The 26967-nt window shown below is 48.5% G+C and carries 23 protein-coding genes; 5 read left to right on the top strand and 18 right to left on the bottom strand.

What is annotated here, in order from left to right:
* Window positions 1–19: 19 nt before the first annotated feature.
* The 4 genes from SOW26_RS05515 to SOW26_RS05500 are packed head-to-tail and all read right to left on the bottom strand — an operon-like array spanning window position 20 to window position 4356.
* A complete protein-coding gene (locus tag SOW26_RS05515; RefSeq protein ID WP_320652034.1) occupies window positions 20–1063 on the bottom strand; it encodes an NAD(P)-dependent alcohol dehydrogenase in 1044 nt (347 codons plus the stop codon).
* Window positions 1026–2030 (bottom strand): transketolase family protein, encoded by a 1005-nt coding sequence (locus SOW26_RS05510; RefSeq protein WP_320652033.1) that lies wholly within the window; start codon window positions 2028–2030, stop codon window positions 1026–1028. Before SOW26_RS05510 ends, SOW26_RS05515 begins: the two co-directional genes overlap by 38 nt.
* Window positions 2030–2860, bottom strand: a complete 831-nt coding sequence (locus tag SOW26_RS05505; RefSeq protein WP_320652032.1) for a transketolase — start codon at window positions 2858–2860, stop codon at window positions 2030–2032. Before SOW26_RS05505 ends, SOW26_RS05510 begins: the two co-directional genes overlap by 1 nt.
* A gap of 11 nt (window positions 2861–2871) precedes the next feature.
* Window positions 2872–4356, bottom strand: a complete 1485-nt coding sequence (locus SOW26_RS05500; protein WP_320652031.1) for an FGGY-family carbohydrate kinase — start codon at window positions 4354–4356, stop codon at window positions 2872–2874.
* Window positions 4357–4696: 340 nt separating this feature from the next.
* Here SOW26_RS05500 and SOW26_RS05495 point away from each other — a divergent pair, with 340 nt between their 5' ends.
* Window positions 4697–5503 (top strand): DeoR/GlpR family DNA-binding transcription regulator, encoded by an 807-nt coding sequence (locus SOW26_RS05495; protein WP_320652030.1) that lies wholly within the window; start codon window positions 4697–4699, stop codon window positions 5501–5503.
* A 173-nt stretch (window positions 5504–5676) separates the two neighbouring features.
* Here SOW26_RS05495 and SOW26_RS05490 read toward each other — a convergent pair whose 3' ends face one another.
* The 9 genes from SOW26_RS05490 to ispE form a co-directional block, all read right to left on the bottom strand.
* Window positions 5677–6117, bottom strand: coding sequence for a YwiB family protein (locus SOW26_RS05490; protein ID WP_320652029.1), 441 nt, complete (start codon window positions 6115–6117; stop codon window positions 5677–5679).
* Window positions 6118–6942 (bottom strand): glutamate racemase, encoded by an 825-nt coding sequence (gene murI / locus SOW26_RS05485; protein ID WP_154477654.1) that lies wholly within the window; start codon window positions 6940–6942, stop codon window positions 6118–6120.
* Between the two features lie 134 nt (window positions 6943–7076).
* Complete coding sequence (pfkA, locus tag SOW26_RS05480; RefSeq protein WP_154477652.1) at window positions 7077–8054, bottom strand: 6-phosphofructokinase; 978 nt, start codon at window positions 8052–8054, stop codon at window positions 7077–7079.
* 64 nt (window positions 8055–8118) lie between these two features.
* Complete coding sequence (locus tag SOW26_RS05475) at window positions 8119–11604, bottom strand: DNA polymerase III subunit alpha (RefSeq protein ID WP_320652028.1); 3486 nt, start codon at window positions 11602–11604, stop codon at window positions 8119–8121.
* A 343-nt stretch (window positions 11605–11947) separates the two neighbouring features.
* Window positions 11948–12181 (bottom strand): polya polymerase, encoded by a 234-nt coding sequence (locus SOW26_RS05470; RefSeq protein ID WP_154477648.1) that lies wholly within the window; start codon window positions 12179–12181, stop codon window positions 11948–11950.
* A 213-nt stretch (window positions 12182–12394) separates the two neighbouring features.
* A complete protein-coding gene (locus SOW26_RS05465; protein WP_276959178.1) occupies window positions 12395–13252 on the bottom strand; it encodes a CvfB family protein in 858 nt (285 codons plus the stop codon).
* Between the two features lie 139 nt (window positions 13253–13391).
* Complete coding sequence (locus tag SOW26_RS05460; RefSeq protein ID WP_276959176.1) at window positions 13392–14612, bottom strand: cation diffusion facilitator family transporter; 1221 nt, start codon at window positions 14610–14612, stop codon at window positions 13392–13394.
* Between the two features lie 14 nt (window positions 14613–14626).
* Entirely contained in the window at window positions 14627–15304 is a 678-nt protein-coding gene (locus tag SOW26_RS05455) for a GntR family transcriptional regulator (RefSeq protein WP_154477642.1), read from the bottom strand.
* A gap of 2 nt (window positions 15305–15306) precedes the next feature.
* Entirely contained in the window at window positions 15307–16182 is an 876-nt protein-coding gene (gene ispE / locus SOW26_RS05450) for a 4-(cytidine 5'-diphospho)-2-C-methyl-D-erythritol kinase (RefSeq protein ID WP_154477640.1), read from the bottom strand.
* A 210-nt stretch (window positions 16183–16392) separates the two neighbouring features.
* Here ispE and SOW26_RS05445 point away from each other — a divergent pair, with 210 nt between their 5' ends.
* The 4 genes from SOW26_RS05445 (at window position 16393) to SOW26_RS05430 (ending at window position 21277) form a co-directional block, all read left to right on the top strand.
* Entirely contained in the window at window positions 16393–17130 is a 738-nt protein-coding gene (locus tag SOW26_RS05445; protein ID WP_320652027.1) for a lysophospholipid acyltransferase family protein, read from the top strand.
* Between the two features lie 145 nt (window positions 17131–17275).
* The gene (locus SOW26_RS05440; RefSeq protein WP_154477636.1) at window positions 17276–18730 is read left to right on the top strand and encodes a nicotinate phosphoribosyltransferase; all 1455 of its coding nucleotides are present in this window, start codon (window positions 17276–17278) and stop codon (window positions 18728–18730) included.
* 75 nt (window positions 18731–18805) lie between these two features.
* The gene (locus SOW26_RS05435) at window positions 18806–19882 is read left to right on the top strand and encodes a D-alanine--D-alanine ligase family protein (RefSeq protein ID WP_276959172.1); all 1077 of its coding nucleotides are present in this window, start codon (window positions 18806–18808) and stop codon (window positions 19880–19882) included.
* A gap of 15 nt (window positions 19883–19897) precedes the next feature.
* Window positions 19898–21277: a UDP-N-acetylmuramoyl-tripeptide--D-alanyl-D-alanine ligase gene (locus tag SOW26_RS05430; protein WP_320652026.1), complete on the top strand. Its 1380-nt coding sequence runs from the start codon at window positions 19898–19900 to the stop codon at window positions 21275–21277.
* Between the two features lie 310 nt (window positions 21278–21587).
* On the opposite strand, the gene SOW26_RS05425 is transcribed toward SOW26_RS05430, so the two are convergent.
* The 5 genes from SOW26_RS05425 to SOW26_RS05405 form a co-directional block, all read right to left on the bottom strand.
* Window positions 21588–22637, bottom strand: coding sequence for an NAD(P)-dependent alcohol dehydrogenase (locus SOW26_RS05425; RefSeq protein ID WP_154477630.1), 1050 nt, complete (start codon window positions 22635–22637; stop codon window positions 21588–21590).
* 209 nt (window positions 22638–22846) lie between these two features.
* A complete protein-coding gene (locus SOW26_RS05420; RefSeq protein WP_320652025.1) occupies window positions 22847–23614 on the bottom strand; it encodes an ABC transporter permease in 768 nt (255 codons plus the stop codon).
* The gene (locus SOW26_RS05415; RefSeq protein ID WP_320652024.1) at window positions 23611–24480 is read right to left on the bottom strand and encodes an ABC transporter ATP-binding protein; all 870 of its coding nucleotides are present in this window, start codon (window positions 24478–24480) and stop codon (window positions 23611–23613) included. The genes SOW26_RS05420 and SOW26_RS05415 overlap by 4 nt, the downstream gene beginning before the upstream one ends.
* The gene (locus SOW26_RS05410) at window positions 24467–26098 is read right to left on the bottom strand and encodes a sensor histidine kinase (protein WP_320652023.1); all 1632 of its coding nucleotides are present in this window, start codon (window positions 26096–26098) and stop codon (window positions 24467–24469) included. Before SOW26_RS05410 ends, SOW26_RS05415 begins: the two co-directional genes overlap by 14 nt.
* Before the next feature lie 28 nt (window positions 26099–26126).
* Window positions 26127–26795: a response regulator transcription factor gene (locus tag SOW26_RS05405; RefSeq protein ID WP_276958499.1), complete on the bottom strand. Its 669-nt coding sequence runs from the start codon at window positions 26793–26795 to the stop codon at window positions 26127–26129.
* Window positions 26796–26967 lie beyond the last annotated feature (172 nt).

The following is a 26967-nucleotide window of genomic DNA, read 5'->3' as shown; positions in this document are numbered from 1 at the left end:
ATCTTCTCCTCCTGTCGCTTTAAAATTCAATAACGCCTTTGATAATTTCTTCCTTATTGTTCAAACTTTCTTCCAGTGCATCTACACAATTCTGAAACTCGAATACATGAGATACGATTTTCTTCAGTGGAATTGCCCCGGATTCCACAGCCTTAATCGCCTGGGGATACAAGTTACGGTAACGATACATAGTATATATAGTTCCTTCCATCGCATTCAGCGTTGCAATATCCAGCTCCAAAACCGGTTCCGGAGATACTCCTACTAAAGTGACCTTTCCTGCTCGCCGAATCAGTCGGCATGTTTGGAGGGTTGTAATTCGGTTCCCGGCACATTCATATACCTGGTCAGCACCTCCGCCCGGTAGTTTTTTTGCAAACTCCTCTATGCTTTCTCTGGTACTGTTAAATACCCTTGTTGCCCCAAGTTCTTTCGCCCTTTCCAGCCTTTTATCCAGAACATCTGCTACATAGATTTCTTCCACTCCTCTTGCTTTTAAGCTCATCAACACACACAGGCCAATGCATCCACTTCCTAGGATAATCGCTGTCTCTCCTATTTTTGCATTGGATATTTCTGCTCCATGTAGACCTACGCACAACGGCTCTATCAAGCCTCCTTCCATCGTCCCTACCTTCTCCGGCAATTTGTAACACATAGTCGCATCGTGAATACAGTACTCTGAAAAAACCCCGTCTCTTTCCTTTGGAATTGCCAGCATTTTAATATTCTTACACAAATTGTAATGCCCTTTCCTGCAGTTTTCACATTTTCCACAGGGTACCGCCGGTTCAATTGCAACTTTGTCTCCAATGTCGAATCCTTCGACTCCCTCTCCAATTGCCGATACCACTCCTCCCGGCTCATGGCCCAAAATCAACGGCTCCTTTAGTTCCCAGTTTGCCAGCCTCCCTTCTTGATAAAAATGCAAATCCGATCCACAAATTCCTACATGCTTCAATTGGATTTGAATTTCTCCCTTCCCAGGCTGCGGAATCTCTCTTTCTGTCCATTCCAGCTTCCGCTTACCTGTTAGTACACAAGCTTTCATCTTTCCTTTCATTCCGTCCTCCTTCTTGTAAGATATATTTTTGATTTTTCCTTTTGTGCAATTCCCTTATGCCATCTGCAATTCCTTCTGGATCCATGTGGTAATAGCGAAAAACTTCCTCATCTGTTCCATTAGGAATGTCCTCATCAGGCACAGCCAATATCTCAAGGGGAATCGGACAATTCCTGCAGATAATTTCTGCTACAGCACCTCCCATGCCACCATGAAGACTATGCTCCTCTACCGTCAAAATACACCCACATTCTTCTGCCGCTTCCAGAACTGCCTCTTTATCCATTGGCTTGATCGTATGCATATCGTATACTCTCACTGAAATCCCTTCCCTCTTCAGGAGTTCTGCCGCTTCCAATGCCCGCCATACCATCTGCCCACAGGCAATCACAGCCGCATCTGTACCGTCTCCCCAACAAATTGATTTTCCAACCATAATTTGTACATCTTCTTCGTAGAGTACAGGCACTGCCCCGCGCCCAATTCTGATATATGCCGGCTCTTCCGTTTCTACCATCACATCCACTATCTTCCTCATTTGTACTGCATCTGACGGTATCTCCACGATCAGTCCCGGAATTGCCCGCATAAGTGCAATGTCCTGTAAAGAATGATGGGTCGCTCCCAGTGCTCCATAACTGATCCCTCCACTGATCCCCACAATTTTTACATTGTTGCGAGAATATGCCACATCTACCTTTACTTGCTCGGCAGCACGGGTGCTGTAAAAGCTGGCAGGCCCTACCGTAAATACCTTTTTTCCTATACTTGCCATTCCTGCTGACACTGTTACCGCATTCTGCTCTGCAATTCCCAATTCTACAAACTGATTTGGAAGTTCTTGTGGATACTTTCCTAGCGACGCAGATCCTCTGGAATCTGTACATACCACAATTACACTTTTATCTTTTTTTGCTTCTTCGAGAATTTTTTCAGAAAAAGCCTCTCTGCACGTCTCACTTTTCACTATGACAGCTCCTTTCTGTATCGTTCCATTTCCTGTTTCATCTCCTCTACCTGCTCTTTGGAAGGTGTTTTGTGATGCCAGGAAGCCTGATTTTCAGCACACGGCATTCCCTTTCCTTTTATTGTGTTCGCTATAATGCAAATCGGCTTCTCTTTTTTTGTTTCCAAGCCTGCCATAATTGCGTCCATATCATGGCCATTTATTTCCATTGTGTAAAATCCAAATGCCTCCGTTTTTTCTTTTAATTTTTCTAACGGCATAACTTCCTCTGTATCCCCGCTGATCTGAAGATGATTTCTATCAATAATCCATGTAAGATTCTCCAACTGGAATTTCCCCGCTGACATAGCTGCTTCCCAGTTACTTCCTTCCGCCAGTTCTCCGTCTCCAGTCAAAACAAATACCCGATTTTCTTTTCCGTCTCTTTTTAGTGCCAAAGCCATTCCTGCCGCCAATCCTAAGCCGTGACCCAAGGATCCTGTATTTGCTTCTACTCCTCTGATTTTTTTACAGGGATGCCCTCCCAGTTTTGCACCAAAACTTCCAAATGCTTCCAGATCTTTATTTTCAATGTATCCATGCTGATGTAATACGAGATAATACGCTTCTGCTGAATGTCCCTTACTGAGAATAAAATAATCTCTGCCTTCCCATTCAGGATTCTTCGGATCATGCTTCATATAGTCAAATGTGGCTACCAATATATCCACCTCTGAAAGATCTCCTCCTATATGCCCCCCGTTTCCCTTATATATCAGTTCGACCGTTTTTTCTCTGACTGCAGAGGCCTGCAGCAACAATTCTTTTTTGTGTTGATCTGTCAATCCCATCTTTTCCTCCACTATTTGCACAACATCTGAATCGCTTGTTTCCATCCCTGTCTTTTTTTCATTTTGGTTTCTCTTTGCATCTTAGCCGTATAGCATTCATAATGCATTGCCTGATATGCTGTCTGTCTCTCGTAAACACCTGCCGACATGGCAGCCAGGTAACAGGCTCCTGCAACTGAAACTTCCTCCATTTGAGGTATCCTTATCCGCGCTTCTGCCATATCGCTTTGAAATTGCATCAAATACTGATTCCGCGTTGGCCCTCCGTCTACACACAATTCCTTTATCTTCAATCCTGTATCTCCTTCCATGGCGTCAATAACATCTTGAATCTGATGTGCAATACAATCACACGCTGCTTTAATCAATTCCTTTTTCCCGGTTTTTCGACTCATGCCAACGATCATAGCTTTTGCATCACTATTCCACCATGGGGCTCCCAAACCTGAAAAAGCCGGTACGATATAAGTTTCATCCTCCTGATCTGCCTGCAATGCGAATTGTTCTGTCTCTTTGGCCTGCCTTATCATCCCCAGATCCTCTTTCAACCAGGAAATCACCGCTCCTGCGTAATTAATATTTCCTTCCAGTACATATGTTATCTTTCCGTCCACTTTCCATCCGATTGATGTAGATAATCCATGCTTGCTAAAAATTCTCTCGGTTCCCGTATTCAACATAACAGAAGCACCCGTTCCATAAGTTGCCTTTATTTTTCCCGGCTGTCGACAGTCATGGCCAAATAAAGCGCCATGCGAATCCCCGATCATTCCACAAATGGGAATAGGATGTTCCAAAAATCCTCCTAACGTAGTTTTTCCAAACAAATGATCAGAGGCCACAATTTCAGGAAGCGAATTTTCGTTAATCCCAAAATATCTACAGATTTCTTTGTCCCATTCCAACGTTTCCAAATTAAGGAGCTGTGTTCTGCTAGCATTAGAATATTCTGTCCGATGCACTCTTCCCTCTGTCAGTTTAAACAAAAGCCAACTGTCAATCGTCCCAAATGCAACTTTTCCTTCTTCCATTTTTTCTTTTACTTTCGGGATATTTTCAATCAGCCATGCCATCTTTGCAGCAGGGTAATACGGAGAAAGTTTCAGACCCGTTTTTTTGTAAACGATCTGACCACACTGATATTTTTCAAGAATATCCCGGCAAATATCCTTTGCCCGATTGCACTGCCAGACAACTGCATCTGCAAGTTCCTTTCCACTGACTTTATCCCAAACCACTGTTGTTTCTCTCTGGTTTGTAATCCCCATGCAACGTATGGCTGATGGGTCAACCCCGGAGTTAGAAACGACTTCCTTGCAAGCCTTTAATACATTCTCATAAATTTCTGACGGACTATGAGAAATCCATCCCTGCTCACTGATCCGCTGTCGATGCGGTACATCAACTCGCTTCAGCAGATATCCTTTTGCATCAAAAATGACTGCTTTGGTTCCCTGAGTACTTTGATCAATGCCTAAAACATAAAATGTTTTCATTTTGTTTTAACTCCTACGTTTTTATGTGTTTTGCTTCTAATTTTGTTCTTTTTCATTCTTTTAAAGTAATAATACACAACATTTTCACCGTTGTCAAGATATAATGTTCTGTTTTTGTTTTATTAATGTTCTAATTAGAACATTATTTCAGTTTTTAAAGCACTTGTATTGTTTAGAAATTTCCTTTATAATTTCTATAAATGCAATCTTCTTCAATTTTAGATTGTGTTATTTTGGATTTATTTCGTTCGCAAAAACACATATATCTAACATAGGAATATAGATTGTTTTGCAAACTTTCCAAAATGATCATACACATAGAAATAATCGAGGATACACTATGAGAAAAAAACGGCACTCTGAAATTATCGAAATCATGGAAACTCAAAATGTTATTTCCATTCGAGAACTGGCTCAAAAACTCAATTGCACGGAAATGACTGTCCGCAGAAATCTAGATGAACTGCAACTTATGAATTTTGTCAAACGGGAACGGGGATATGCGACACTTCTTCATACAGCCCAACCCACGGACTATTATGTCCAAATCCAAGAGAACGCCAAGGAAAAGCAAGCCATCGCGCAAATAGCTTTAAAATACATCCAGCCAAACACAAATATCTGTCTGGATTCCGGCACCACAATTCAGCAGTTAGTTCAGCTGTTACCCACCGACTTGCCACTGTCTATCATCACTCCAAGTCTCACAGCTGCGATGACCTTGTCCAATCATCATTCCATACAGATTCTCCTTCCCGCCGGTCTCCTGCATCACAGTAATCGCTCCATACTTATTTCTGAGCCAGAAAATATGAAGCAATACAAAGCAGATATAGCCTTTTTGTCTTGCCGGTCTTTCCGTATTCCCGGAGGAGCCTTCGAACATTCCCAGCCTTTGACCGCCACAAAAAAGTCTTTGGCTTCCATTGCAGACAAGCGTATATTATTGTTGGATCACTCCAAGTGGGAAGTAAATTCCCTCTGCAATTCTGTGCGATTAGAAGAATTGGATATTATCATTACGGATAACAAGGCTCCTGAACATTCTATTCAAAAGGCAGCTTCTCTCGGGAAAGAAATATTGATCGTAAATCCTGATACAAATACTGTGGATTCCCATTTTAATCGTTCAGAACCTATCTTTTAATCAAAAACTGTCTTAAAACCAAGAGAGCTCACTAAATACAGCACCGCATAGTTTTAAGACAGTTTTAAATTCATCGCTTTTCAGGCCAATGTCGTTTCATAAAAAAAGATATGATTTCCTGGCTGAGGCCTTCAGCTAAGAATCATATCTTTTTTCTGTTTTCTGCTTTGTTCCTATCCCCTTGCCCGGATCTCCATCCGGATATTGCAGTCTGCCAGCTTATCTCCGTTGACATCCAGCTCATAATTGACCCTGATGCCAATGGTCTTTTCTTCCTCCTGCACATCCAGGACTCTCGTGTGAACTCCCACCAGCAGATTCCCATATGGCGTTTCATAATCTGTCATATGGATCTTGCCTTTTTCAAAGATCATATGGGTGTTGGACAGGCCGCTCTTGATCATTTCCACCTTATCTTCCGAAACCTTCACCGTATTTTTGATCACCCCGGGGATCCCCTCCACCGGTTCTTCGTATTTCACATAGTGCTTTCCGTTTTTCAGATAATAAGAGGCGGGAGTGATCAGCTCAATGGGCGCTTCCTCCGTCCCTTTCTCAATTCCGTCCACGTCATAGTGCATTCCACTGATGGACAACAATACATCTTTTGTCATCTAATACTCCTCGATCCGAATCTCTTTCGTCTTTTCTACATCGTAAGGCAAAATAAAACTTGCCAGCTTCGTAAACTTTTCTGCCGCATCACTGACATAAAACAGATCCTCTGCCTTTTTCTGTCCCAACCGGCTGCACAGTCCTTCCTTTTCCAGCACTGCTTTCAGATCCATTGCCGCCTCATAGGCAGGATTGACAATGTGTACGCCCTCCCCAAAATATTCCGCGATCTTTTTCCGCAGAAGAGGATAATGGGTACAACCCAGGATCAGTGTGTCCATCCGGCTTTGCCGCATCCCGTTCAGGTAAATGTCTATGACTTCCTCCGTAATAGCATGCTCCGCAAATCCTTCTTCCACCAGAGGAACAAACAATGGGCAGGCAACTCCTGTCACTTCTGCCTGCGGGCAGAGTGCCCGGATCGCCTTTCCGTAGGTTTGGCTCTGAATGGTGGCCTCCGTTCCGATCACGCCGATCTTCTGATTCCTGGTCTCACGTATGGCTGCCCTTGCTCCGGCTGCGATCACTCCCAGCACCGGGATCTTTTCCTCTCCCGCCACGGTAGGCAGCGCCAGTGCGCTGGCTGTGTTGCATGCGATCACAATCGCCTTTACATTTTGTGTTTTTAAAAACCGGATGATCTGTCTGGAAAATCGGATAATATTATCCTGCGATTTGTTTCCATAGGGGAGTCTTGCGGTATCCCCAAAATAGACCAGTTGCTCCTGCGGCAGCTGACGCATGATCTCTCTTGCTACCGTCAGGCCGCCCACTCCCGAATCAAAAATACCAATGGGCCTGTTGTCTGACTGTGCCCTTTCCATTTTTATTCCCTCCGTGACAAAACAGCGAAAATGAGACTCTGCCAGTCTTTCTTTTCGCCGTTTTTCTACCTGGATCCTTCTGCCCTTCTGTCCGACAGGGATCTGTTTTTTGTTTTGTTTACACAAGAGCTCTTCTACAAAGCCAGCTCTTTTGCGATCTCATACTGATAATCCGGGATTCCTTTATTCATTCCCAGAGCTTCGTCAATATCAAAATCCACATACCGTCCCTCCCGGTATCCTACTACCCGGTTAGACTTTCCTTCCATCAAGAGATCCACTGCCATGGCTCCCATGACAGAGGCATATACCCTGTCTTTACAGGTGGGACTTCCACCTCGCTGCATGTGTCCCAGTATGGTGGCTCTCGTTTCCATGCCGGTGGCCTCCTCGATCCTCTTGGCCATGTTGATGGAATCTCCTACCCCCTCCGCATTGATGATGATGTAGTTCTTTTTCCCGCGTTTGCGGCACTCCTGGATATCTGCCACAATAGCGTCTTCGTTGTAGTCGTGCTCCTCCGGCATCAAAATACGTTCTGCTCCGTTGGCGATCCCGCACCAAAGTGCCAGATATCCGGCATCTCTTCCCATTACCTCGATGATAGAGCATCTCTCATGGGACGTGGAGGTATCGCGCACCTTGTCAATGGCCTCCATCGCCGTATTCACAGCCGTATCGAATCCTATGGTATATTCTGTACATGCAATATCCAGATCAATGGTTCCCGGAAGACCGATGGTGTTGATCCCCAGATTAGCCAGCTTCTGTGCTCCCGCAAAAGAACCGTCTCCTCCTATGACCACCAGCCCGTCAATGCCGTACTTCTTACAGATGGCCGCCGCCTTCTGCTGCCCCTCCTCGGTCCGCATCTCCTCACACCGCGCCGTCTGCAGGATGGTTCCGCCTCTCTGGATGGTATCTGACACATCTCTGGCAGTCAGATCTATGATCTCTTCATTCAGAAGCCCCTGGTAACCCCTGCGGATCCCTCTGACTTTTACTCCCTTACCCAGCGCGGTGCGGACTACCGCACGAATCGCCGCATTCATTCCGGGTGCATCTCCTCCGCTGGTCAGGACTCCGATCGTTCTGATGATTTTCTCTGCCATGTATCTTTCCTCCCATTTCCTTCCAAAACATTTCATTCTCTTCACTTGCTACATTGTACAAGAATTAAGTCGGCTTTTCAATGGGCTTTTCTATCACTTTTACACAAGATTCTCCCAAATAATTTGTCAATCTGCTTAACAGCACCTCATCTGCCAGCACCTGCCGGTGTCTGGGCAGGCGCTTTACCGCCTTCTCTTTTCTACAGTAGATCACAACCTCTGTCGTTCCCTCCGCTCCTTCCAAAAGGGTGTAAAGCTGCCGCTCCTCCCTTCCGTAGGTCTCTATATCCGGGAACTGGAGCCACAGCTCCTTCCTGCCTCCTTCAATGGGAACGATGGTCTGGCAGATCAGCTTACTGTCCGCTCCATCCTCCTGAGACACCCTTCCCTTTATGAATACCTTGCTCTCTTCTTCCATATACCGGTGGTTTTTTTCATAATCTCTGGGAAAAACCACGATCTCCATCGTCCCCAGAAGATCCTCCAGGGTAAGAAATGCCATAACTTTATTCGTTTTTGTGTACTTTATGGTCTTGGCTGTAATGATTCCTCCCACCTGCTCCAGGGCGCCGTCCTGCACCTTCGTAGAACCGGTCTCTTCATCCAGCTGAAAATCCAGTGTCGTCCTGGAAATCCCCTTTCGCCAGATCCCTTCGTAGTCCTCCATGGGATGCCCGCTTAGATAAATGCCCAGCACTTCTTTTTCAAAGGACAGCCTGTTCTCTTTCTTGTATTCTCCCACATCGGGAAGCCCCACCTCAAACTCACTTTTCTGTTCTTCCGGAAGAATATCAAACAGGGACATCTGTCCGGACATGGAGGATTTTTTCTCCTGCGCCACCTGATCCAGCACCTGGATGTAGATCATCATAAACTGCTTTCTGGTTCCTCCCAGGCCGTCAAAGGCTCCCGCTTTGATAAAGCCTTCTATGGTGCGTTTGTTGATCTCTTTTCCGGAAAGACGCTGTGCAAAATTTTTCAGGCTATCAAACCTTCCTCCCTGGTTTCTCTCCCGGATGATGGCCTCAATCACCGGCCTTCCCACACTCTTGATCGCCGTCAGGGCATAGCGGATCTTTCCTTCCTCTACCGAAAAGTCTCTCTGGCTCCGGTTGATGTCCGGCGGCAGAAGCTCAATATTCATCTGCCGGCAGGTGTAGACATATTCCGATACCTTCTTGGGGTTGTCGATCACCGACGTCATAAGAGCCGCCATAAATTCCACCGGGTAATAATATTTCAGCCACGCCGTCTGATAGGACACTACGGCATAGGCTGCCGCATGGGATTTGTTGAACGCATATTTGGCAAAGTCGATCATTTCATCGTAGATCTTGTTCGCCACCTGCTCCGGGATCCCATTGGCGATACAGCCCGGAATCCCTTCCTCCTTATTCCCATAGACAAAGTTCTGTCTCTCCTTTTGCATCACGTCCCCTTTTTTCTTGGACATGGCACGGCGCAGCAAATCGCTCCGCCCCAGGCTGTAGCCCGCCAGATCTCTTACGATCTGCATAACCTGCTCCTGGTAAACGATGCATCCATACGTCCCTTCCAGGATCGGCTTCAGCTGTGGACAGTCATAGGTAATGGTCCCCGCATTATTTTTCCCTTTGATGTATTGCGGGATAAAGTCCATCGGTCCCGGCCGGTAAAGAGAGATCCCTGCGATCACATCTTCCAGACTCTCGGGACGCAGTTCCTTCATAAAGCTTTTCATCCCGGCGCTTTCCAGTTGGAACACCCCGTCTGTCCTTCCTGTTCCGATAGAGGCCAGCACATCCTTGTCATTGTAATCCATCTCATCCAGGGAAATCGGGTGTCCGCTGCTTTTTTCTGCCAGTCTGACGGCGGTCTGGATCACCGTCAGGGTACGGAGCCCCAGAAAATCCATTTTCAAAAGCCCCAGCTCTTCCAAGGTCGTCATCGTAAACTGCGTCGTAACAGAACCGTCCGATCCCAGGGAGAGGGGCACGTATTCCTCAATAGGCTCCTGGCTGATCACCACGCCGGCTGCATGCATGGATGTGTGGCGAGGCAGTCCTTCCAGACGTCTTGCCATATCCAGCAGCTCCCTGACTTCCTCTTCCGTATCGTATCTTTGCTTCAGTTCCGGATTGACTACCAGCGCCCTCTCCAGTGTCATGTTCAGTTCCATGGGGATCATCTTGGCGATCCCATCCACAAACGCATAGGGAAGATCCTGTACCCGTCCCACGTCCCGGATCACACCCCTGGCCGCCATGGTTCCGAAAGTAGCGATCTGCACTACCCGGTCTACTCCGTATTTCTCCACGACATAGTCAATAACCTCCTGCCGTCTTTCAAAGCAGAAGTCAATATCAATATCCGGCATAGACACTCGTTCCGGGTTCAGGAACCGCTCAAACAGTAGCTGATACCTGACCGGGTCAATACTGGTGATCCCAAGACAGTAGGATACCAGACTTCCCGCCGCCGAGCCTCGTCCCGGTCCCACCATGATTTGATGATCCCTTGCATATTTAATAAAATCCCACACGATCAGGAAATAATCCACATATCCCATGGACTCGATGGTAGACAGCTCGAACAGAAGTCTCTCTTCCAGCATGTTCCACTGTTCTTCCCGGGTTGATGGATATCTCCTTTTCAGCCCTTCCCGGCACAGCCTTCGAAGGTAGGGGGCTGCCTCTTCCTGATCCGGCACCGCATATTTAGGCAGATGCATCTGTCCAAACCGGATCTCCACCTGACACCGATCTGCGATTTTCTGAGTATTTTCAATAGCCTCCAGTGCATAAGGAAACAGTTCCCGCATATCTTTTTCTGATTTGATGTAGTACTGGCCGCCTTCGTACCGCATCCGGTTCTCATCAGACAGCTTTTTCCCTGTCTGGATACAAAGCAGCATATCGTGAGGTTTTTCATCCTCCGCATAGGTATAATGCACATCGTTGGTGGCCACCAGCGGGATCCCTGTATCCTGGGACAATCTCAAAAGCGCCTGATTTACCTGTTTTTGCTGAGGCAGCCCGTGATCCTGCAGCTCCAGAAAGAAATTGTCCTCCCCAAAAATGTCCCGGTAATGGAGGGCGGCCTTTTTTGCCTCTTCATACATCCCCCGCAAAAGGTTTTTCTGCACCTCTCCCGCCAGACACGCGCTCAGGGAAATGATCCCTTTATGGAACCGCTGCAGCACCTCCAGGTCTACTCTCGGCTTGTAGTAATACCCTTCCGTAAATCCCCTGGAAACGATCTTCATCAGGTTATGATAGCCCTCCTGTGTCTCTGCCAGAAGCACCAGATGGTGATACCGGTCTTCTCCTCCGCCGATCTCCTTGTCAAATCTGGATCCGGGCGCCACGTAGACTTCACAGCCCAGGACCGGGTGAATTCCTTCCTTTTTGGCTGCCTTATAGAAATCAATGACTCCGAACATGACTCCGTGGTCGGTAATGGCCACGCTGTTCATGCCCAGCTCTTTCACTCTTGCAATACACTCTTTGATTTTATTGGAACCGTCCAGCAGGCTGTACTCTGTATGGACGTGAAGGTGTGCAAATCCCATAGCTTTCCTCTTTTCTGTCTGATGATTCTATCTGCTAGAAATCCTTCATTTGGTGTTAATCCCTCTGTTTTTTGCGCGCAGCCATCCGACTCCGAAGGTTCCCAGAGACCACGCAGCTTTTTTTCTATTATACACCATCTCCTCTCCTTTGGAACACCCCGGAAGCATACTTCCCCCAAAATCCCGTCATACATTCAAAAAAGTGTGAAGCCTCTGCCTTTTCTGGCGGAAGTCCCACACTCTCCTGGAAATCTTTTTTATCTGTATATGATCTGTACACCGTTTTTCGTGTCTGAGCCTTTGGGCGCGGGCAGCTTCCCCTACTCGCCTCTAATCCGCTTCCCTAGCCGTTGATCATGAAGCTGACCAGCTTATCAATATCTTCCGGCTCGTGAGCCACGATCTCCAGCTCCGGGATCTCTCCGTTAGAAAAAATATTTGCCATGGATACAAACTGTGACAGCTTGGATTTCAGGTTCAGACGGTCGCCTTCGCCGGTTACCAGCTCTACCTTTCCTTTACAGCTGTCTACCACTTTAAAAAATCCTTCAATATCTGTAATGTTCTGTACTTTCATGCTCTGTTTTCTCCTTTTCTTTCTCTTAAAATATCTTCTGTCCTGCCCGGCAGCCTCCGTGCCTGCTACCTCCAAAACCTTTTCTGCAGCCGGGGCCTTCCTCTCGGAAGCCGGGTTGCATCCTGTGACTTTCATTATACTCTATGTTGCCGGTTTTTGCTACTGTTTTCCCCAATTCCCGACAGCCTTGCTTTGGAATCCGGGAAAGTACAATTATGATTCCTTTTCCAGTACGATGGAGTGCTCCAGGATCTTCACCTGTTTTTCTTTCATCAGGCGGCCCACCGCACGCTTAAACCCGTTTTTGCTCAGCCCTGTTTCCCGTCGGATCCGATCGGGATCTGCCTTATCGGTAAACGGAAGGCTTCCTCCTCTTTCTTTCAGCTTTTCCAGCAAAAGCTTTCCATCGTCCTCCATCTGCAAAAATGCTTTTTTCCGGATGCTCAGATCCAGCTTTCCATCCTCCTTTACCCGGGACACCCTGGCCTGTATCCTGTCTCCCACTGCGAAGGTTCCCAGCGCTTCCTGCTTGGGGATCCGCCCGGAATATTGATCGTCCACTGCCACAAACACTCCGAAATTGTCGCTGATCTCGTACACCCGCCCTTCTACCTGGGCATCCTTCTCATAGGGGGAGTCTGTCCGCAGGTGTTCATAGATCTTCATCGTCGCGCACAATCGCTTGGTCTTGTCCACATACAAGGATACCAAAACCTCCTGCCCTTCCCTGACTTTTCCCGTTTGTTCCCGGAAGGGAAGAAGCAGATCTTTTTCCAGTCCCCAATCCAAAAAAGCGCCTATTTTCCCCACTTCTTTCACCGTCAGAAGCGCCAGCTTTCCCAACGTGATCTTTGGCAGCTGTGTGGTTGCGATCAGCCGGTCCATAGAATCTCTGTATAAAAACACTTCCAACTCCTGTCCTTTTTCCACCGGCTCCGGCACCTGCTTTTTGGGCAACAGTACCTTTTCCGCCTCACTTCCCAGATAAACTCCAAAATCCACCTGCTTTACCACCGCCAGCTTTTGCACCTGCCCCAGATAGCCTTCTAATTTTAGATTTTTCTCTTCCATATCTTCCTCTTTCCTGTTCTGAACTTTCCGGCCCGGCAGCTTTCTCTTTCACCGCTCTCTTCTGTCTGTTCCAGGCCTTTGTCGCTCTGCCCGGCAGCCTTGCCGATCTCTTGCCTGTTCCCACGCCTGTCGGCCTTCTCTACCGGTCATCCTTTTGATCCACATCTTCCTTTTTCTGCGGTTCCTCTGCCGCCACAAAGCTTTTCTCCACTGTGATCACGCACTGATACCTGGGATCCGCCATCCTAAGAAGCTTGATCACAGCACGTTTCAGCTGCTCCTGTTTTTTTCCGTCATACTCATAGGGTACCACCATGTCAAAGATCAGGTTTGCCTGCTCTTTTCCATCCACCATCCGAAAATCATGAATGGCGACGCCCGGATCGACGGCGTCCAGCACTTCTTCTACTTTCCTTTTTGCCTCCAGCACACGAACATTCTGGGTTTCTATCGGATCCATGTGAATCACCAGAAAGACCCCCAGCTTTTTGATCGCATCTCTTTCGATTCGGTCAATGATCTCATGGGATTCTTCGATCCCCACATGGTTTGGCACCTCTGCATGGATCGACGCCATGTTCCTGCCCGGCCCGTAGTGATGTACGATCAGGTCATGGCTTCCCAGGATCCCCGGATAGCCTTCCACGAAGGTGGTGATCCTTTTATATTCCTGCGGATCCACCGGCTCTCCGATCAACGGCTCAATGGTTTCTCTCGCGATCCCAATCCCTGCCCACATGACAAAAAACGATACCCCTACTCCCACATACCCGTCCACATTCCAGCCTGTGAACCGGAAAAAGAGGACAGAGACGACCGTTACCGTCGTGATCAGAACGTCTCCAAAGGCATCCGTTGCCGTAGCTTGCATCACCTTGGAGCCGATCCTTTTTCCCAGCTTCCGGTTAAATCCTCCCAGCCAAAGCTTCACCCCTATAGAGATCAACAAAATGACCACGGATCCTGTCTGAAATTTTAATGCCTCTGGGTGCCGTATCTTTGTGATAGATTCCTTCAGGAACAGAAATCCCACCTGCATGACCAGAAACGCTACGATCAGAGCCGCGATATACTCGATCCTGCCATGTCCGAAGGGATGATCCTTGTCTGCCGGCTTGCTTGCCATCCGCATTCCCACCAGCCCTATCACAGAGGCTCCTGCATCTGACAGGTTGTTAAAGGCATCCGCCAATACGGATACGCTCCCTAATACCAGCCCTACCCCCGCCTTCAGAAGGAACAGAAGAAAGTTGCAGATCACGCCTGCCGTACTGGTCAGTACGCCATAGGCGGTGCGGACGGATACCTGATCGGTCTGCTCATAATCTTTGATCAGGTGCCTCACTAAAAATTCTGTCATACATTTTCTCCCTGTTAGTTTTGCTTGGTACGGATCGCATCAATGACAGTTTCCACCTGATTGTCAATGTGGCGGCACATCACTTCCGTAGCTTTTTCCTTATCTCTCCTGCTGATATGGCGGATAATGTCTTCGTGCTCCCTTGTCAGCACCGGATAAGCCTCGTCATTTTTCAGATATTCCACCCGATACCGGTACATTTGCTCCCGCAGGTTGTTCAGCAGCTGCACCAGCTTCTGATTGTCCGTAGCCATATATAAAATATCATGAAATTGCACGTCTGCTTCCGCCACTCTGGTAATGTCTCCGCTCTGCAGGCTTTTTTGAAACTCCCTGGCCGCCTCCCGCAGCTGCTGTATCTCTTCCTCCGTGATCTTATCGCAGGCCAGCTGTACCGCCAGTTCTTCCAGCGCCTTTCTTACTTCCAGCACATCTCTTAAGCTTTTTTCCGTGATCTCTGCCACCTCTGCCCCTTTTCTGGGGATCATTAGTACCAGACCTTCCAGCTCCAGCTTACGGATCGCTTCGCGGATAGGCGTCCGGCTGACGCCCAGCTTGTTTGCCAGCTTGACTTCCATCAGCCTCTCTCCCGGCTTCAGTTCTCCTTTCAGGATCGCCTGCCGCAGGGTATGGAACACCACATCTCTTAAGGGTAAATATTCATTCATCGTCACTTGAAAATTTGCTTCCATCTCTATCTCCTTCCCGGCCGATGGACGTTGGTCACGTAGATCTGCTTCGCCAGACGCTGTTCCCAAAGTCTTTTTGCCGCCGATGCTGCCTGCCTTCTATTTTCAAAAATCCCGAACACGGTAGGTCCGCTGCCGCTCATCATAGCGTTCACCGCGCCATTTTGTATCATACTTTCCTTGATGTCGGCGATCACCGGATATTCCTTCACCGTTACAGATTCCAGTACATTTCCCATGTTTTTCACCACAGTCTCCAAAGATCCTGCCTGCAGTCCCTCCAGAATCCCGTCAATGGGAGGGTGTTCCTTGATGGGCGTCCCATCCAGCTTCTCATACACCTTCGCCGTTGACACGCTGACAGGCGGCTTTGCAATGACCATGATACATTTGGGCAGATCCGGAAGCGGCGTCAGTTTTTCTCCGATTCCCTCTGCCAGAGCCGTTCCCCGCAAAATGCAGTAGGGAACATCTGCTCCCAGCGTCTCTCCCCGCTTCATCAATTCTTTCTGGGACAACCCCAGCTGAAACAGACGATTGATCCCAAACAAAACAGATGCGGCGTCGGTGCTTCCGCCTGCCATCCCGCCTGCCACCGGGATCCGTTTTTCAATGTGCATGCGGATTCCGGTATCTATCTGAAATTCTTCCAAGAGAAGCCTTGCGGCGCGGTATGCCAGATTCTTTTCATTTGCAGGCAAAAAGAACAGATTGGTGGTCAGCTCGATCCCCTGCTCCTTCTTTTTCTTGATGCAGATATCGTCGTAGAGATAAACAGACTGCATGACCATGCGCACATCATGGTAGCCATTGTCTCTCCTGCCCAACACATCCAGCCCCAGATTCACTTTCCCCAGTGCCTTTAATTCTATCTGATCCATGAGACACCTCCTGATTGTATCTTGTATACAGTGTACCTTTATTCCTCCAAAAAAGCAATAAAAGAATTCTGCCCAACTTTCTCTGATCTATGGTATATTAAGTAGGTATATAAAAATGTTTGGAGGAAGGCGTCAAACACGTCTTTTTCAAATATCCAGAAATGAAAAATCCCAAGATGCAGGCTGCCTGCAAAAGGAAAGGACAAGTATATGATTCGATTTTGTTTTGTTGCACTGTTTTTAATCGCCTATCTGGTACTGGGGATCCCCGTACTGGGACTTCTGTGGCTTCTGAAAAAAATAAATCCGAAGGCCGCCGATTACATCAGTCTCCGCATGGTCCAGTATGCCTTCCGCTTTTTCCTGTTTTTATCCGGGGTTTCCGTCACCGTCATCGGAGAAGATCGGATCCCGGAGGAAGCAGCTCTTTTTGTGGGGAATCACCGCAGCTACTTTGACATCCTCCTGACCTACTCCAGATGTCGGAGACTGACCGGATTTGTCGCAAAAAAAGAAATGCTGCGCTATCCTCTTTTGCGCACCTGGATGAAGCGGCTGTATTGTCTGTTCCTAGACCGTGACAATCCCCGCGAAGGGCTAAAGACCATCCTGACCGCCATCGAACAGGTAAAGCAGGGAATTTCTATTTTCATTTTTCCGGAAGGAACCCGCAACCGGCAGGAGGAAGGAAGCCTGCTGCCCTTCCACAGCGGTTCTTTCAAGATCGCGGAAAAATCCGGCTGTCCCATCGTCCCGGTCACACTGAACCATACCGCCGCCATCTTTGAACAGCAATTCCCAAAGATCCGCCCTACATCCGTGGTACTGGAATACGGAGATCCCATCTACCTGGATCGTCTGACCCCGGAGGAAAGAAAAAACATCAGCGCTTCCTGCCAGGCTTTGATTCAGGAAACCCTGATCAAAAACGGCAGCTTCGCAAAATAAGTCTTTTCAAAGACTTTGTGAGATATGATGCCCCTCTTGAAGCGGGTCACTTTGTTAAGCTTTTGTTTTCCTTTCCCTTTTGAGTCTTTGGTGCTATAATAAGGCAAAGTTTTATTGTGTACGGAATCTGAAAAGGAGACGACCTATGAATCGACCAAAATTGACATTACTGACGGATCTGTATGAATTGACCATGATGCAGGGGTATTACGTACATGGTCAGACAGAAACCGTTATTTTTGATGTGTTTTTCCGAAGCAATCCCTGCAACAACGGATATTCCGTCTGCGCCGGACTGGATCAGATCATCGACTACATCAAGAACCTCCACTTCACCTACGAGGATGTGGACTATCTTCGCAGTCTCGGCCTGTTCTCTGACGATTTTCTCCACTATCTGAGCGGATTTCATTTCAGCGGAGACATCTACGCCATACCGGAAGGCACCGTAGTCTTTCCCCGGGAGCCTCTTTTAAAGGTAATTGCTCCCATCATGGAAGCACAACTGGTGGAGACTGCTATCCTGAACATTCTGAACCATCAATCCCTGATCGCCACCAAAACCTCCCGCATCGTGTTTGCGGCGAATGGAGACGGCATCATGGAATTCGGACTGCGAAGAGCGCAGGGACCCGATGCCGGTCTGTATGGAGCCAGAGCCGCCATGATCGGCGGATGTGTCGGCACTTCCAACGTCCTGGCGGGTCAGTTGTTTGACGTGCCGGTCATGGGAACCCATGCTCACAGTTGGATCATGAGCTTCCCCGATGAATACACGGCGTTTAAAACGTATGCGGATATGTATCCGGATAACTGCACGCTTCTGGTGGACACCTATGACACACTGAAGTCCGGCGTTCCAAATGCCATTCGGGTCTTCCACAAAATGAAAGAGGAAGGCAAGCCTCTGAAGCGATACGGCATCCGCCTGGACAGCGGCGACCTTGCCTACCTGTCCAAGAAGGCCAGACAGATGCTGGACGAGGCCGGATTTTCGGATGCCACCATCTGTGCCTCCAACGATCTGGATGAATACCTGCTCCACGATCTGAAAATGCAGGGAGCAGCCATTGATTCCTGGGGAGTGGGCACTAATCTCATCACCTCCAAGGACTGCCCCTCTTTCGGCGGCGTCTATAAACTGGCGGCCATCCAGGATGCCGAAGGCGTTTTTCTTCCCAAGATCAAGATCTCTGAAAATTCAGAAAAGATCACCAATCCGGGAAATAAGACGATCTTCCGCATCTACGACAAGGCTTCCCAGAAGGTCAAAGCGGATCTGATCGCTTTTGCAGATGAGGTTTTTGATCCCTCTGAGGATCTGCTGCTGTTTGATCCGGTAGAAACCTGGAAGAAGACCCTTTTGCCCGGCGGCACCTACACCATCCGGGAACTTCTGGTTCCGGTATTCCGCCACGGGGAATGTGTGTATACCTCCCCTACCGTGAAAGAGATCGCCGACTACTGCAAACAGGAAAAGGACACTTTGTGGGATGAGACCAAGCGTCTTTTCTACCCCCACCGGGTTTATGTAGATCTGTCTCCCCGTTTGTATGAGGTGCGAAAAACCCTGCTGGACCAGATCCATTCCTCCCGTTGATCCGGGAAACGGCCACATCCCGGCAGCCTCTGATGATCAGATGTCTGCCCCCGAAAGATGAAAGGATTTTATAACATGAAAATTATTGTACTTGCGGGAGGATTAAGTCCCGAACGTGACGTTTCACTGATATCCGGCGCCGGCATCTGCCGGACTCTGCTGGAAAAAGGCCATCAGGCATTCCTGCTGGACGTGTTTTTTGGCCTTCCTTATGATTCCGCCAGGTTGGATGAGGTCTTTTCTCTCCCTGACCATGGTCTGTCCATCGCCAAGGGCATCCAGACGACCGCTCCGGATCTGAAAGCGCTGCGGACAGCCAGGCAGGACGATTCTTCCTGCTACCTGGGCCCCAATGTGACAGAGCTTTGCCGGATGGCAGATATCACATTTATCGCTCTCCATGGCTCGGACGGAGAAAACGGAAAGATCCAGGCCACTTTCGATCTTCTTGGGATCCGATATACCGGTCCCAATTCTCTGGGCTGCGCCTTATCCATGAATAAGCTGGTGGCAAAGCAGGTATTTAAAATGTCACGCGTTCCTACCCCAAGAGGTACCTCTTTGACCGCTTCTACCAAGGATCTTCCCCTGGAAGAGCTGGGCTACTATCTTCCTTTGGTCATCAAGCCCTGCAGCGGCGGCTCCAGCATCGGCGTTTATATCGTTCACACGGAAGAAGAATACCGTAGCGCCATCCATCAGTCCTTCTATGTGGACGGACAGGAGGAGGTGGTGATCGAGCCCTACATCAAGGGAAGGGAATATGCCTGCAGCATCATCGCTGGAAAAGCGCTTCCCATTGTAGAGATCATTCCCAAGGACGGGATCTTCAACTATGCCAACAAATATCAGCAGGGCGGAGCAGCCGAGCTTTGTCCCCCTGTTTCTCTGGACAGCAAAACCCAGAAGAAGATGCGAAAAGCTGCGGAAAAAGCATTCCTTTCCCTGCGCCTGGACGTCTATGCCCGCGCAGACTTCATCGTAGATGAATCCGATGGAAAGTTTTACTGTCTGGAAATGAACGGTCTCCCCGGAATGACGCCTGCCAGCCTGATGCCGAAGGCGGCAAAAGCCGCCGGCCTGGAGTATGGAGACCTGTGCGAAAAAATCATTGAGGAGTCCATCGCGGCACGCTACTCCTCACCTGAATAAAAGGAGGATGAAACAATGAAGCATCTGACATTAAGAGCGATTACGGCTGCCTGTAAGGGAGCCTACCACGGTCCGGATTCCCTGTTGGATACAGAAGTGGGACAGGTCGTGATCGACAGCCGGAAGGTAGAATCCGGCGATCTGTTTGTAGCCATCAACGGCGAAAGCCTGAATGGGCATCAGTTCATTCCCGGAGCCGTGGCAAATGGTGCCGTCTGCGTCGTTTCCCACGAGGACCTGGGAAAGACAGATTTTCCGTATATTCTGGTGGAATCCACAGGTCAGGCACTTTTGGATATTGCCAAGTTCTACCGGGATCTGTTTCCGGTAAAGGTGGTGGGAATCACCGGAAGTGTAGGAAAGACCAGCACAAAGGAAATGATCGCCTCCGTCCTCTCTCAGAAATACTGTGTGCATAAGACTTTGGGCAACTTCAACAACGAGTGGGGACTTCCCATTACCCTGTTTGAAATGAATGACTCCCATCAGGTAGCCGTTCTGGAGATGGGCGTCAACCATTTCGACGAGATGCGCCGTCTTTCCTCTGTTGCACAGCCCGACGTCTGCGTCCTTACGAATATCGGAGTCGCCCACCTGGAATTTTTCAAGACCCGGGAAGGGATTCTGGAAGAAAAATCCAAGATGATCCAGGATCTGAAAGAAGGCGGCAGCATCATCTTAAATGGAGACGATGATCTGCTGGCTCAGGTCCCCCCTACAAAAGGAGCCGTTCCTCTCCTCTATGGAACCCAGCCCAACTGCGCCTGCTATGTTGACCAGGTAGAGCCCTTGGGACTTCGCGGCACCAGATGTACCATCCACCTTCCGGACGGGACTTCTTTTTCCTGCGTCATTCCTTTGCCGGGATCACATATGATCTCCAATGCACTGGCCGGAGCCGCTGTCGGACACACGATGGGCTTAACGGCAGATGAGATCCGCCGCGGGATCGAGCAGCTTCCTTCTATTCCCGGAAGAAATCATATCATCCAGACTGACTCTATCATCATACTGGACGACTGCTACAATGCCAATCCGGTTTCTATGAAGGCTGCTCTTGACGTGCTAAGCCTGGCAGAAGGACGAAAGATCGCCGTTCTGGGAAATATGGGAGAACTGGGGATGAACGAACGCCAGCTTCACCGGGAGGTAGGCGAGTACGCCGCCTTCTGTAATCTGGATCTTGTCTGTGGAATCGGCGATCTGGCAAAAGATCTGGTGGAAGGAGCCGCTTCCTCCGATCCGTCTGTTCCCAGTCGCTGGTTTGCCTCCAAGGCCGACTTTCTGGCAGAACTTTCCCACATCATCCGGCCGGGAGACAATGTGCTGGTCAAGGCTTCTCATGGCATGGAATTTCCCGAACTGGTGGAAGCATTGACAAACTTTCGCGGATAGAGGCTTTATTACTACGCAATGTGCGGATCCTTCGGGATCCGCTTTTCCATTATCTGGCCGGGTTTAAATCTTTCTTCCTACTATCTCCTCCCTTTATTCGGGTATTCCTGCTTTTGTTTTGGAGTTATAGCCCAACACATTTTGTCCTGTAAGTCCTCTTGTAAGTGTTGTCCTATCAACCAAGTAAAAACCTCTGCCGTACCGGAAGATTTCTTTTTACGATCTCTTCTCTGGCACCTCAGAGGTTTTTTGTGTCTACTTTTGGCTGTATCTATGTTGTTTCCTAGCGACTTTTTCCTATTTCTTCGTCTTATTTCTTAATCTGAATGACCGCTTTTACGATATCGGCCTTATTGCTTACGCTATAATCCATTGCTTTTTGCACATGCTCCAGCGGGAAAATGTCCGTCACGATCCCCTTCAGGTTCACTTTTCCACTTGCAACCGCCTCAATGGCCAGGGGATAAATATGCCGATACCGGAACACCGTCTTAAAGGTCAGCTCTTTGTCCAGCACCAGGCTCATGGGAAGTGTCATTTCTCCCGTCTTGCTGTATCCCACCAGCACCAGGTTAGACCCCTTTTTGGCAACACGGATCGCCTGTGTGGTAGTGATCTGCGTCCCTGCCGTTTCGATCACCAGGTCTGCTCCCTTTCCGTCTGTCCACTGGCAGATCGCCTCTTCTACATTTTCTTTTGCCCCATTGATGACTTTGGTCGCTCCCAGTTCCAGGGCTTTATTTAAGCGTTTTTCCATGATATCCACCACGCAGACCTCTGAAACGCCTCTTGCCAGAAGCGCCATCATGGACACCAGTCCGATACAGCCGGCTCCCATTACCACCGCTTTCTGCCCCAGGTGCGCATCTCCCTGAATGGCCGCATGGAATCCTACCGCCAGAGGCTCGATCAAAGCTGCCTCCAGTGTCGTCATGGAATCCGGGATTTTAAAGCAAAGATCCGCTTCGTGTGCCACATATTCCTGGAACACTCCGTCTACCGGCGGCGTAGCAAAAAAGATCACGTCCGGACACAGATTATACTTCCCTTCCCGGCAGAACGCACAGTGACCGCAGGTTTTTCCCGGCTCCAGCGCCACCTTATCTCCTACCTTCAAGTGTGTCACCTGTTCTCCTACTTCCACTACCACTCCGCCGGGCTCATGCCCCAGCACAAAAGGAGGCTCTACTACATAGCTTCCTATAGCACCTGTTTCGTAATAGTGCAGATCAGATCCACAGATCCCCACATACTCCAGCCTGACCAATACTTCATTTGCTGCCGGCTTTGGAATCTCTCTCTCCTCAAATGCCATCTGGCCGATCCCTGTCATTACTGCGACCTTCATTTTCCCTTCCATGTTATCGCCCTCCGCTACTTTGTTAATTATTTTAATAAAGTAATTTTATTATCCCTCTTTTTTCTTGAAAAGTCAAGTAATTTCCCGTACGTAAAAAGGCGATCTCTTTGTGGAGCGTTCTACATAGGATACCGGTTTCAATTTATCTTCTCTGTTGAATCCCCGACAGATTTTCAGCACCTTCTCCCGAAAACACTTATCCCGGGGCTTTAAGCAAGCCCTTTTCTCCTCCGAAAGCTGACGCTGCCCAGAAACAACAGGATGGCAATGGCAGAGGAAAACAGGAAAGCCTGTACCAGCGGCGCCGCATTATATGATTTTCCCAGCCAGAAATCAATGTAACGGTAACCGAAATGGTATGTGGGAATCAGCTTCGCCACCATTGTGACTCCCTGCGGCAGCTGTTCCGGTCTGGCTCCCATCATCCCGCTAACGAACATCAAGGCAAAATAGATGATCATAGTGGTGCCATAAGCCGGTCCGAATTTCTGGATCGCATAAGCGATAGAATGGGAAATGACCAAAAACACGATCGATAATAGGTAAAAGCAGGCAATACTGACAGCCGCCCTTCCCGGAGTCGGCCACAGGATCTGCAATCCTACAACCGCCGCTATCGTGTACAAAATCAGGCAGACGGTTATACATAAAAGATATGCCACCAACCGATACACCAGAGTCTGCTGCGGTTTCAGTCCAAACAGCTGCAGCCGCAGAGGGATCTTCATTTCCAGCTCCTGAGAATAATTTGCCGCATACCCGATAAACATGATCGCCATGGGAATCACCATGGCCATGGTGATATACAACTGCGTCTGCACCTCCGGCAGCATATCCTTCGGAACGTCTGAAAAGGTGATCTTCCCCATAAAAAACAGCATGAAAATCGGAAATACCAGTCCAAACAGGATAGAAAATATATTTCCCACTATACATTTCCACTCATAAATGATCATCTGCACGCCTCTTCTTTTCATTTCCGTTCCTCCTCCCAGTTTGCCTTTGCATTCGTTACCATCAGCTCAATATCCCTGTGTGTTCTCACATAATCGATGTTTGCCTGACGCAGAGCCTCTGCCAGTCTTCTCTCCTCTTCCTCTTCATCACATCGTACCGCGATCCGGTCCTCTGCCGTCTTTAGGTTTTTGTATCCCTGTGCGATCTGCTGGGCCAACGGATTTCGTTCAAAAATCAAGGCGCGTTTTCCACAATACTTTTGGAACAGTTCTTCCTTCGTTCCGTAGTCCACCACCTGTCCCTGTTCCAGAAGCAGAAGCTTATCCACCAGAGACTCCAGTTCTTCGTAATAGTGAGATACGACCAAAAGCGTCGTGTTTCTCTTGCAGTACCATTTCTGAAGCAGTTGCATCAGCCGCGTCCTGGTCTCAAAGTCCAGTCCGGATGTCACCTCATCAAAAATGGTAAGCGGACTCTCCTGGCACATCACCAGAATCATTGTCAGTCTTTGTTTTTGACCGCCTGACAAAGCCTTGTAGTGTTTCCGCAGGCACTCTTCAAATTCAAAAAACCGGATCAGTTCCTGCGCCACTTCGTGTTCTTTGATGCGGCATCCCAGGATCGCTTCCATCACATCTTTTACCGATACCAGGCTGCTGTATTCATTTTGCTGCATATGAACGGCAATCTCCTCCACCGGAATCTTTCTTCTTACTTCTCCCCGATAGGGAACCAGCTTCAGCACCGCACGGATCAGTGTGGTCTTCCCCGCTCCGTTGGAACCGATCAGCCCCAGTTTCTCTCCCGCTTTAATTTCTATCCTGTCTGTGATAGACAGCGCTTTTTTCGTTCCATAGCTGACTTCCAGATTTCTAAACTCCAGCATATCCTACTTCCTCCCTCCTGTACTCCAACACCACCGCTACGCCTTGCTCTGTATTTTCAATCCGGCATTCCATCCCCAGCAGTCCTGCATAAAAATCTGTCAGATACAATCCCAGCCCATGTGCGTCTCCTTCTGTATTTCCTGATACAAACGGTTCTTTCACCATGGAAAGAAGCTCTGTTTCTATGTGAGCCGGTTCATTTTCTATCCGGAAGCCTTCCGGAAACACTGTGATCCGGATTCTTCCTCCCTCTTCCGTATACTGGACGGCATTTCCAATCAGGTTGTCCAAAATATGTTCCAGCATATCTTCATCCGTTTTCCAGACCGCTTCTCCTGTTACTTCCACGCTCAGCCGTCTTTCCCTTCGCTGAGGCGCCGTTTTTTCCACCATCCCGTCAATCAGCTTCCGAACCGGGACCATGACCGGCATCGGATCCTGCTCCGCCTTATTCATGTAAAGCACATCCTCTATCATACGCTGCATGGATTGCAGCTGTTCCTTGACCTTAGGCAGATAGGTTTCATAATCTGCGTAGCGCCCCACTCTCTGGATCATTCCTTCCACCAGAAGCAACGTTGCGGCAATGGGCGTTTTTAACCGGTGGGAAGACGCCCGCAAAAACACTTCCTTTCGCTGGCTGATCTCAGACAGTCGCTGATACTGCCGCTGTTTTGTTTCATACAGATCCCGGACATTGTCCGCCAGCTCTGCCAGCTCGTCCCCTCCTTTTACCGCCGGAGGCAGAAGGATACTCTCCGTCCCTTCTTTTGCCGCTGCGGTATATTGCTGGATCCTGACAACCGGCTCTACCAGCCTTCTGGAAAACAGCAGGGAGCCTGCCAGCACTATCACAAACAGGACGGCTATGATCATTGGCAGATTTTGCAGGATCACCGGAAGAATATCATTGATCCGGGGAATCATTTTGGAAGCGGCCGTAATGTAGATCCCGTCTTTTCTCACACTGCATACGACGTAAGTTTTGTATTCTTCCTTCTGAGAGATATCCATCACTCCCATTTCCAGCATGACCGTATTGTCTCCTATTTGCTGATACGCAATGTCTCCATCGGTGCTTTCATAGGTTGTCCATTGTATATCCGCTTCCAGCCCGGTACCTTCTGCCATCTGTGCCTGCATACGACTGACATAAGCTTCAAACATTTTCAGATCTTTTTTTAATTCCGGATCTTTTATAGTGAGTTTTTCCGTTTTCTTATTCCATTTGATTTTTTCCCGTAGCTGTTCCGCCAGCTTTTCATCCTTTCCCGCTTCCAGTAAATACCGTTTGTATCTTGAAACGACGGCATTGATCCTTTCTTCTTTGATCCGTACCGTTCCGCTGGCAAACGGACTGACAAAGGTGATCACATCCTTGTCTTTTGGGATATGAACAGAGATCACCGTTCCGCTTTGGCCCTTCAGTTTTTTCTTTCCCTGCTCTTTGTTCTCCAGCGCTGCCATGTGGACGGCTTTCACCGTCTCCCTGTTGTTGCTTTCCTGATAATCCACATACAATGCCGGCAGAAGAATGACCATATGCACCAGCAGCAGCACTGCCACCAGCACTCCCAGTATCAGACTGTACATTAACGTCTTTCTCCCCAGTTTCATTTTGCCGTCCCTCCTCTCTCCAATTCCTTTATGTTTGACTGCTGTCAAACTGATATCCGATTCCTATCACTGTTTTAATATAGGGTTTTGGCAGCTTTTTACGGATATTTTTTATATGGGCGTCAATAATCCTGTCATTTCCCACATAATCCTCATGAAACGCCCCTAATATCAACTGTTCCCTGGTCATAACCCGCATGGGATGATCTGCCAGAAGTTTCAGCACCAAAAATTCACTGACCGTCAGGACAATCGGCTCCCCATCACAACTGACCTGAAAAGATTCCGGATCCATATATAAGCCGTTTTGACCCTGCGGCTGCTTGGGGGCCATTCTTCTTAAGATTGTCTCGATCCGCTTCAGTAAGATAATAGGAGGCGCCGGCTTTACAATGTAATCATCTGCAAAAGCATTGAAAGCCTCCACCTGCGTTTTGATGTCGTCTAATGCCGTCAGCATAATAACTCCCATCCCCTTTGTTTCCTCCTTTGCCCGGATCTGTCTGAGAACCTCCACTCCTCCGGGTCCCGGAACCATAATATCCAGCACCGCCAGATCAAAGGCTCCTGTCTGCAGATAATCAAGCGCTTCCCTTCCTGTTGCGGCTTCCGTTACCTCATGCCCCGACAGCAACATGTATTCCGCCAGTACTCCCCGTATGATCTCCTCATCTTCCAGTAATAATATCTTTGCCATATTGCCCTCCCTTATCTGCTTTTATCCTAGCATACGCCTGTGAAGCTGGTATGAAGATACCGTGCAGCATTCATGAAAATTTTACCATTGTTCCGGGTTCTTGTATGCCACTTTTTTCGAGGATCTTCTTTTCTTCGGATCGTCCCAAACGCGTGCCCTATTTTTTTGCGTC

The organism is Suipraeoptans intestinalis (genome assembly GCF_034091795.1).
Classification (GTDB): domain Bacteria; phylum Bacillota; class Clostridia; order Lachnospirales; family Lachnospiraceae; genus Suipraeoptans; species Suipraeoptans intestinalis.
The sequence above is the reverse complement of the archived record's forward strand: the minus strand, read 5'-3'. Positions and strand labels throughout refer to the sequence as shown.

Excerpts from the sequence above, each read along its gene's own strand:
- SOW26_RS05515 (WP_320652034.1), bottom strand. The coding sequence starts at position 1,063 with ATGAAAGGAAAGATGAAAGCTTGTGTACTAACAGGTAAGCGGAAGCTG.
- SOW26_RS05505 (WP_320652032.1), bottom strand. The coding sequence starts at position 2,860 with ATGGGATTGACAGATCAACACAAAAAAGAATTGTTGCTGCAGGCCTCT.
- SOW26_RS05500 (WP_320652031.1), bottom strand. The coding sequence starts at position 4,356 with ATGAAAACATTTTATGTTTTAGGCATTGATCAAAGTACTCAGGGAACC.
- SOW26_RS05495 (WP_320652030.1), top strand. The coding sequence starts at position 4,697 with ATGAGAAAAAAACGGCACTCTGAAATTATCGAAATCATGGAAACTCAA.
- SOW26_RS05490 (WP_320652029.1), bottom strand. The coding sequence starts at position 6,117 with ATGACAAAAGATGTATTGTTGTCCATCAGTGGAATGCACTATGACGTG.
- murI (WP_154477654.1), bottom strand. The coding sequence starts at position 6,942 with ATGGAAAGGGCACAGTCAGACAACAGGCCCATTGGTATTTTTGATTCG.
- pfkA (WP_154477652.1), bottom strand. The coding sequence starts at position 8,054 with ATGGCAGAGAAAATCATCAGAACGATCGGAGTCCTGACCAGCGGAGGA.
- SOW26_RS05475 (WP_320652028.1), bottom strand. The coding sequence starts at position 11,604 with ATGGGATTTGCACACCTTCACGTCCATACAGAGTACAGCCTGCTGGAC.
- SOW26_RS05470 (WP_154477648.1), bottom strand. The coding sequence starts at position 12,181 with ATGAAAGTACAGAACATTACAGATATTGAAGGATTTTTTAAAGTGGTA.
- SOW26_RS05465 (WP_276959178.1), bottom strand. The coding sequence starts at position 13,252 with ATGGAAGAGAAAAATCTAAAATTAGAAGGCTATCTGGGGCAGGTGCAA.
- SOW26_RS05460 (WP_276959176.1), bottom strand. The coding sequence starts at position 14,612 with ATGACAGAATTTTTAGTGAGGCACCTGATCAAAGATTATGAGCAGACC.
- SOW26_RS05455 (WP_154477642.1), bottom strand. The coding sequence starts at position 15,304 with ATGGAAGCAAATTTTCAAGTGACGATGAATGAATATTTACCCTTAAGA.
- ispE (WP_154477640.1), bottom strand. The coding sequence starts at position 16,182 with ATGGATCAGATAGAATTAAAGGCACTGGGGAAAGTGAATCTGGGGCTG.
- SOW26_RS05445 (WP_320652027.1), top strand. The coding sequence starts at position 16,393 with ATGATTCGATTTTGTTTTGTTGCACTGTTTTTAATCGCCTATCTGGTA.
- SOW26_RS05440 (WP_154477636.1), top strand. The coding sequence starts at position 17,276 with ATGAATCGACCAAAATTGACATTACTGACGGATCTGTATGAATTGACC.
- SOW26_RS05435 (WP_276959172.1), top strand. The coding sequence starts at position 18,806 with ATGAAAATTATTGTACTTGCGGGAGGATTAAGTCCCGAACGTGACGTT.
- SOW26_RS05430 (WP_320652026.1), top strand. The coding sequence starts at position 19,898 with ATGAAGCATCTGACATTAAGAGCGATTACGGCTGCCTGTAAGGGAGCC.
- SOW26_RS05425 (WP_154477630.1), bottom strand. The coding sequence starts at position 22,637 with ATGGAAGGGAAAATGAAGGTCGCAGTAATGACAGGGATCGGCCAGATG.
- SOW26_RS05420 (WP_320652025.1), bottom strand. The coding sequence starts at position 23,614 with ATGAAAAGAAGAGGCGTGCAGATGATCATTTATGAGTGGAAATGTATA.
- SOW26_RS05415 (WP_320652024.1), bottom strand. The coding sequence starts at position 24,480 with ATGCTGGAGTTTAGAAATCTGGAAGTCAGCTATGGAACGAAAAAAGCG.
- SOW26_RS05410 (WP_320652023.1), bottom strand. The coding sequence starts at position 26,098 with ATGAAACTGGGGAGAAAGACGTTAATGTACAGTCTGATACTGGGAGTG.
- SOW26_RS05405 (WP_276958499.1), bottom strand. The coding sequence starts at position 26,795 with ATGGCAAAGATATTATTACTGGAAGATGAGGAGATCATACGGGGAGTA.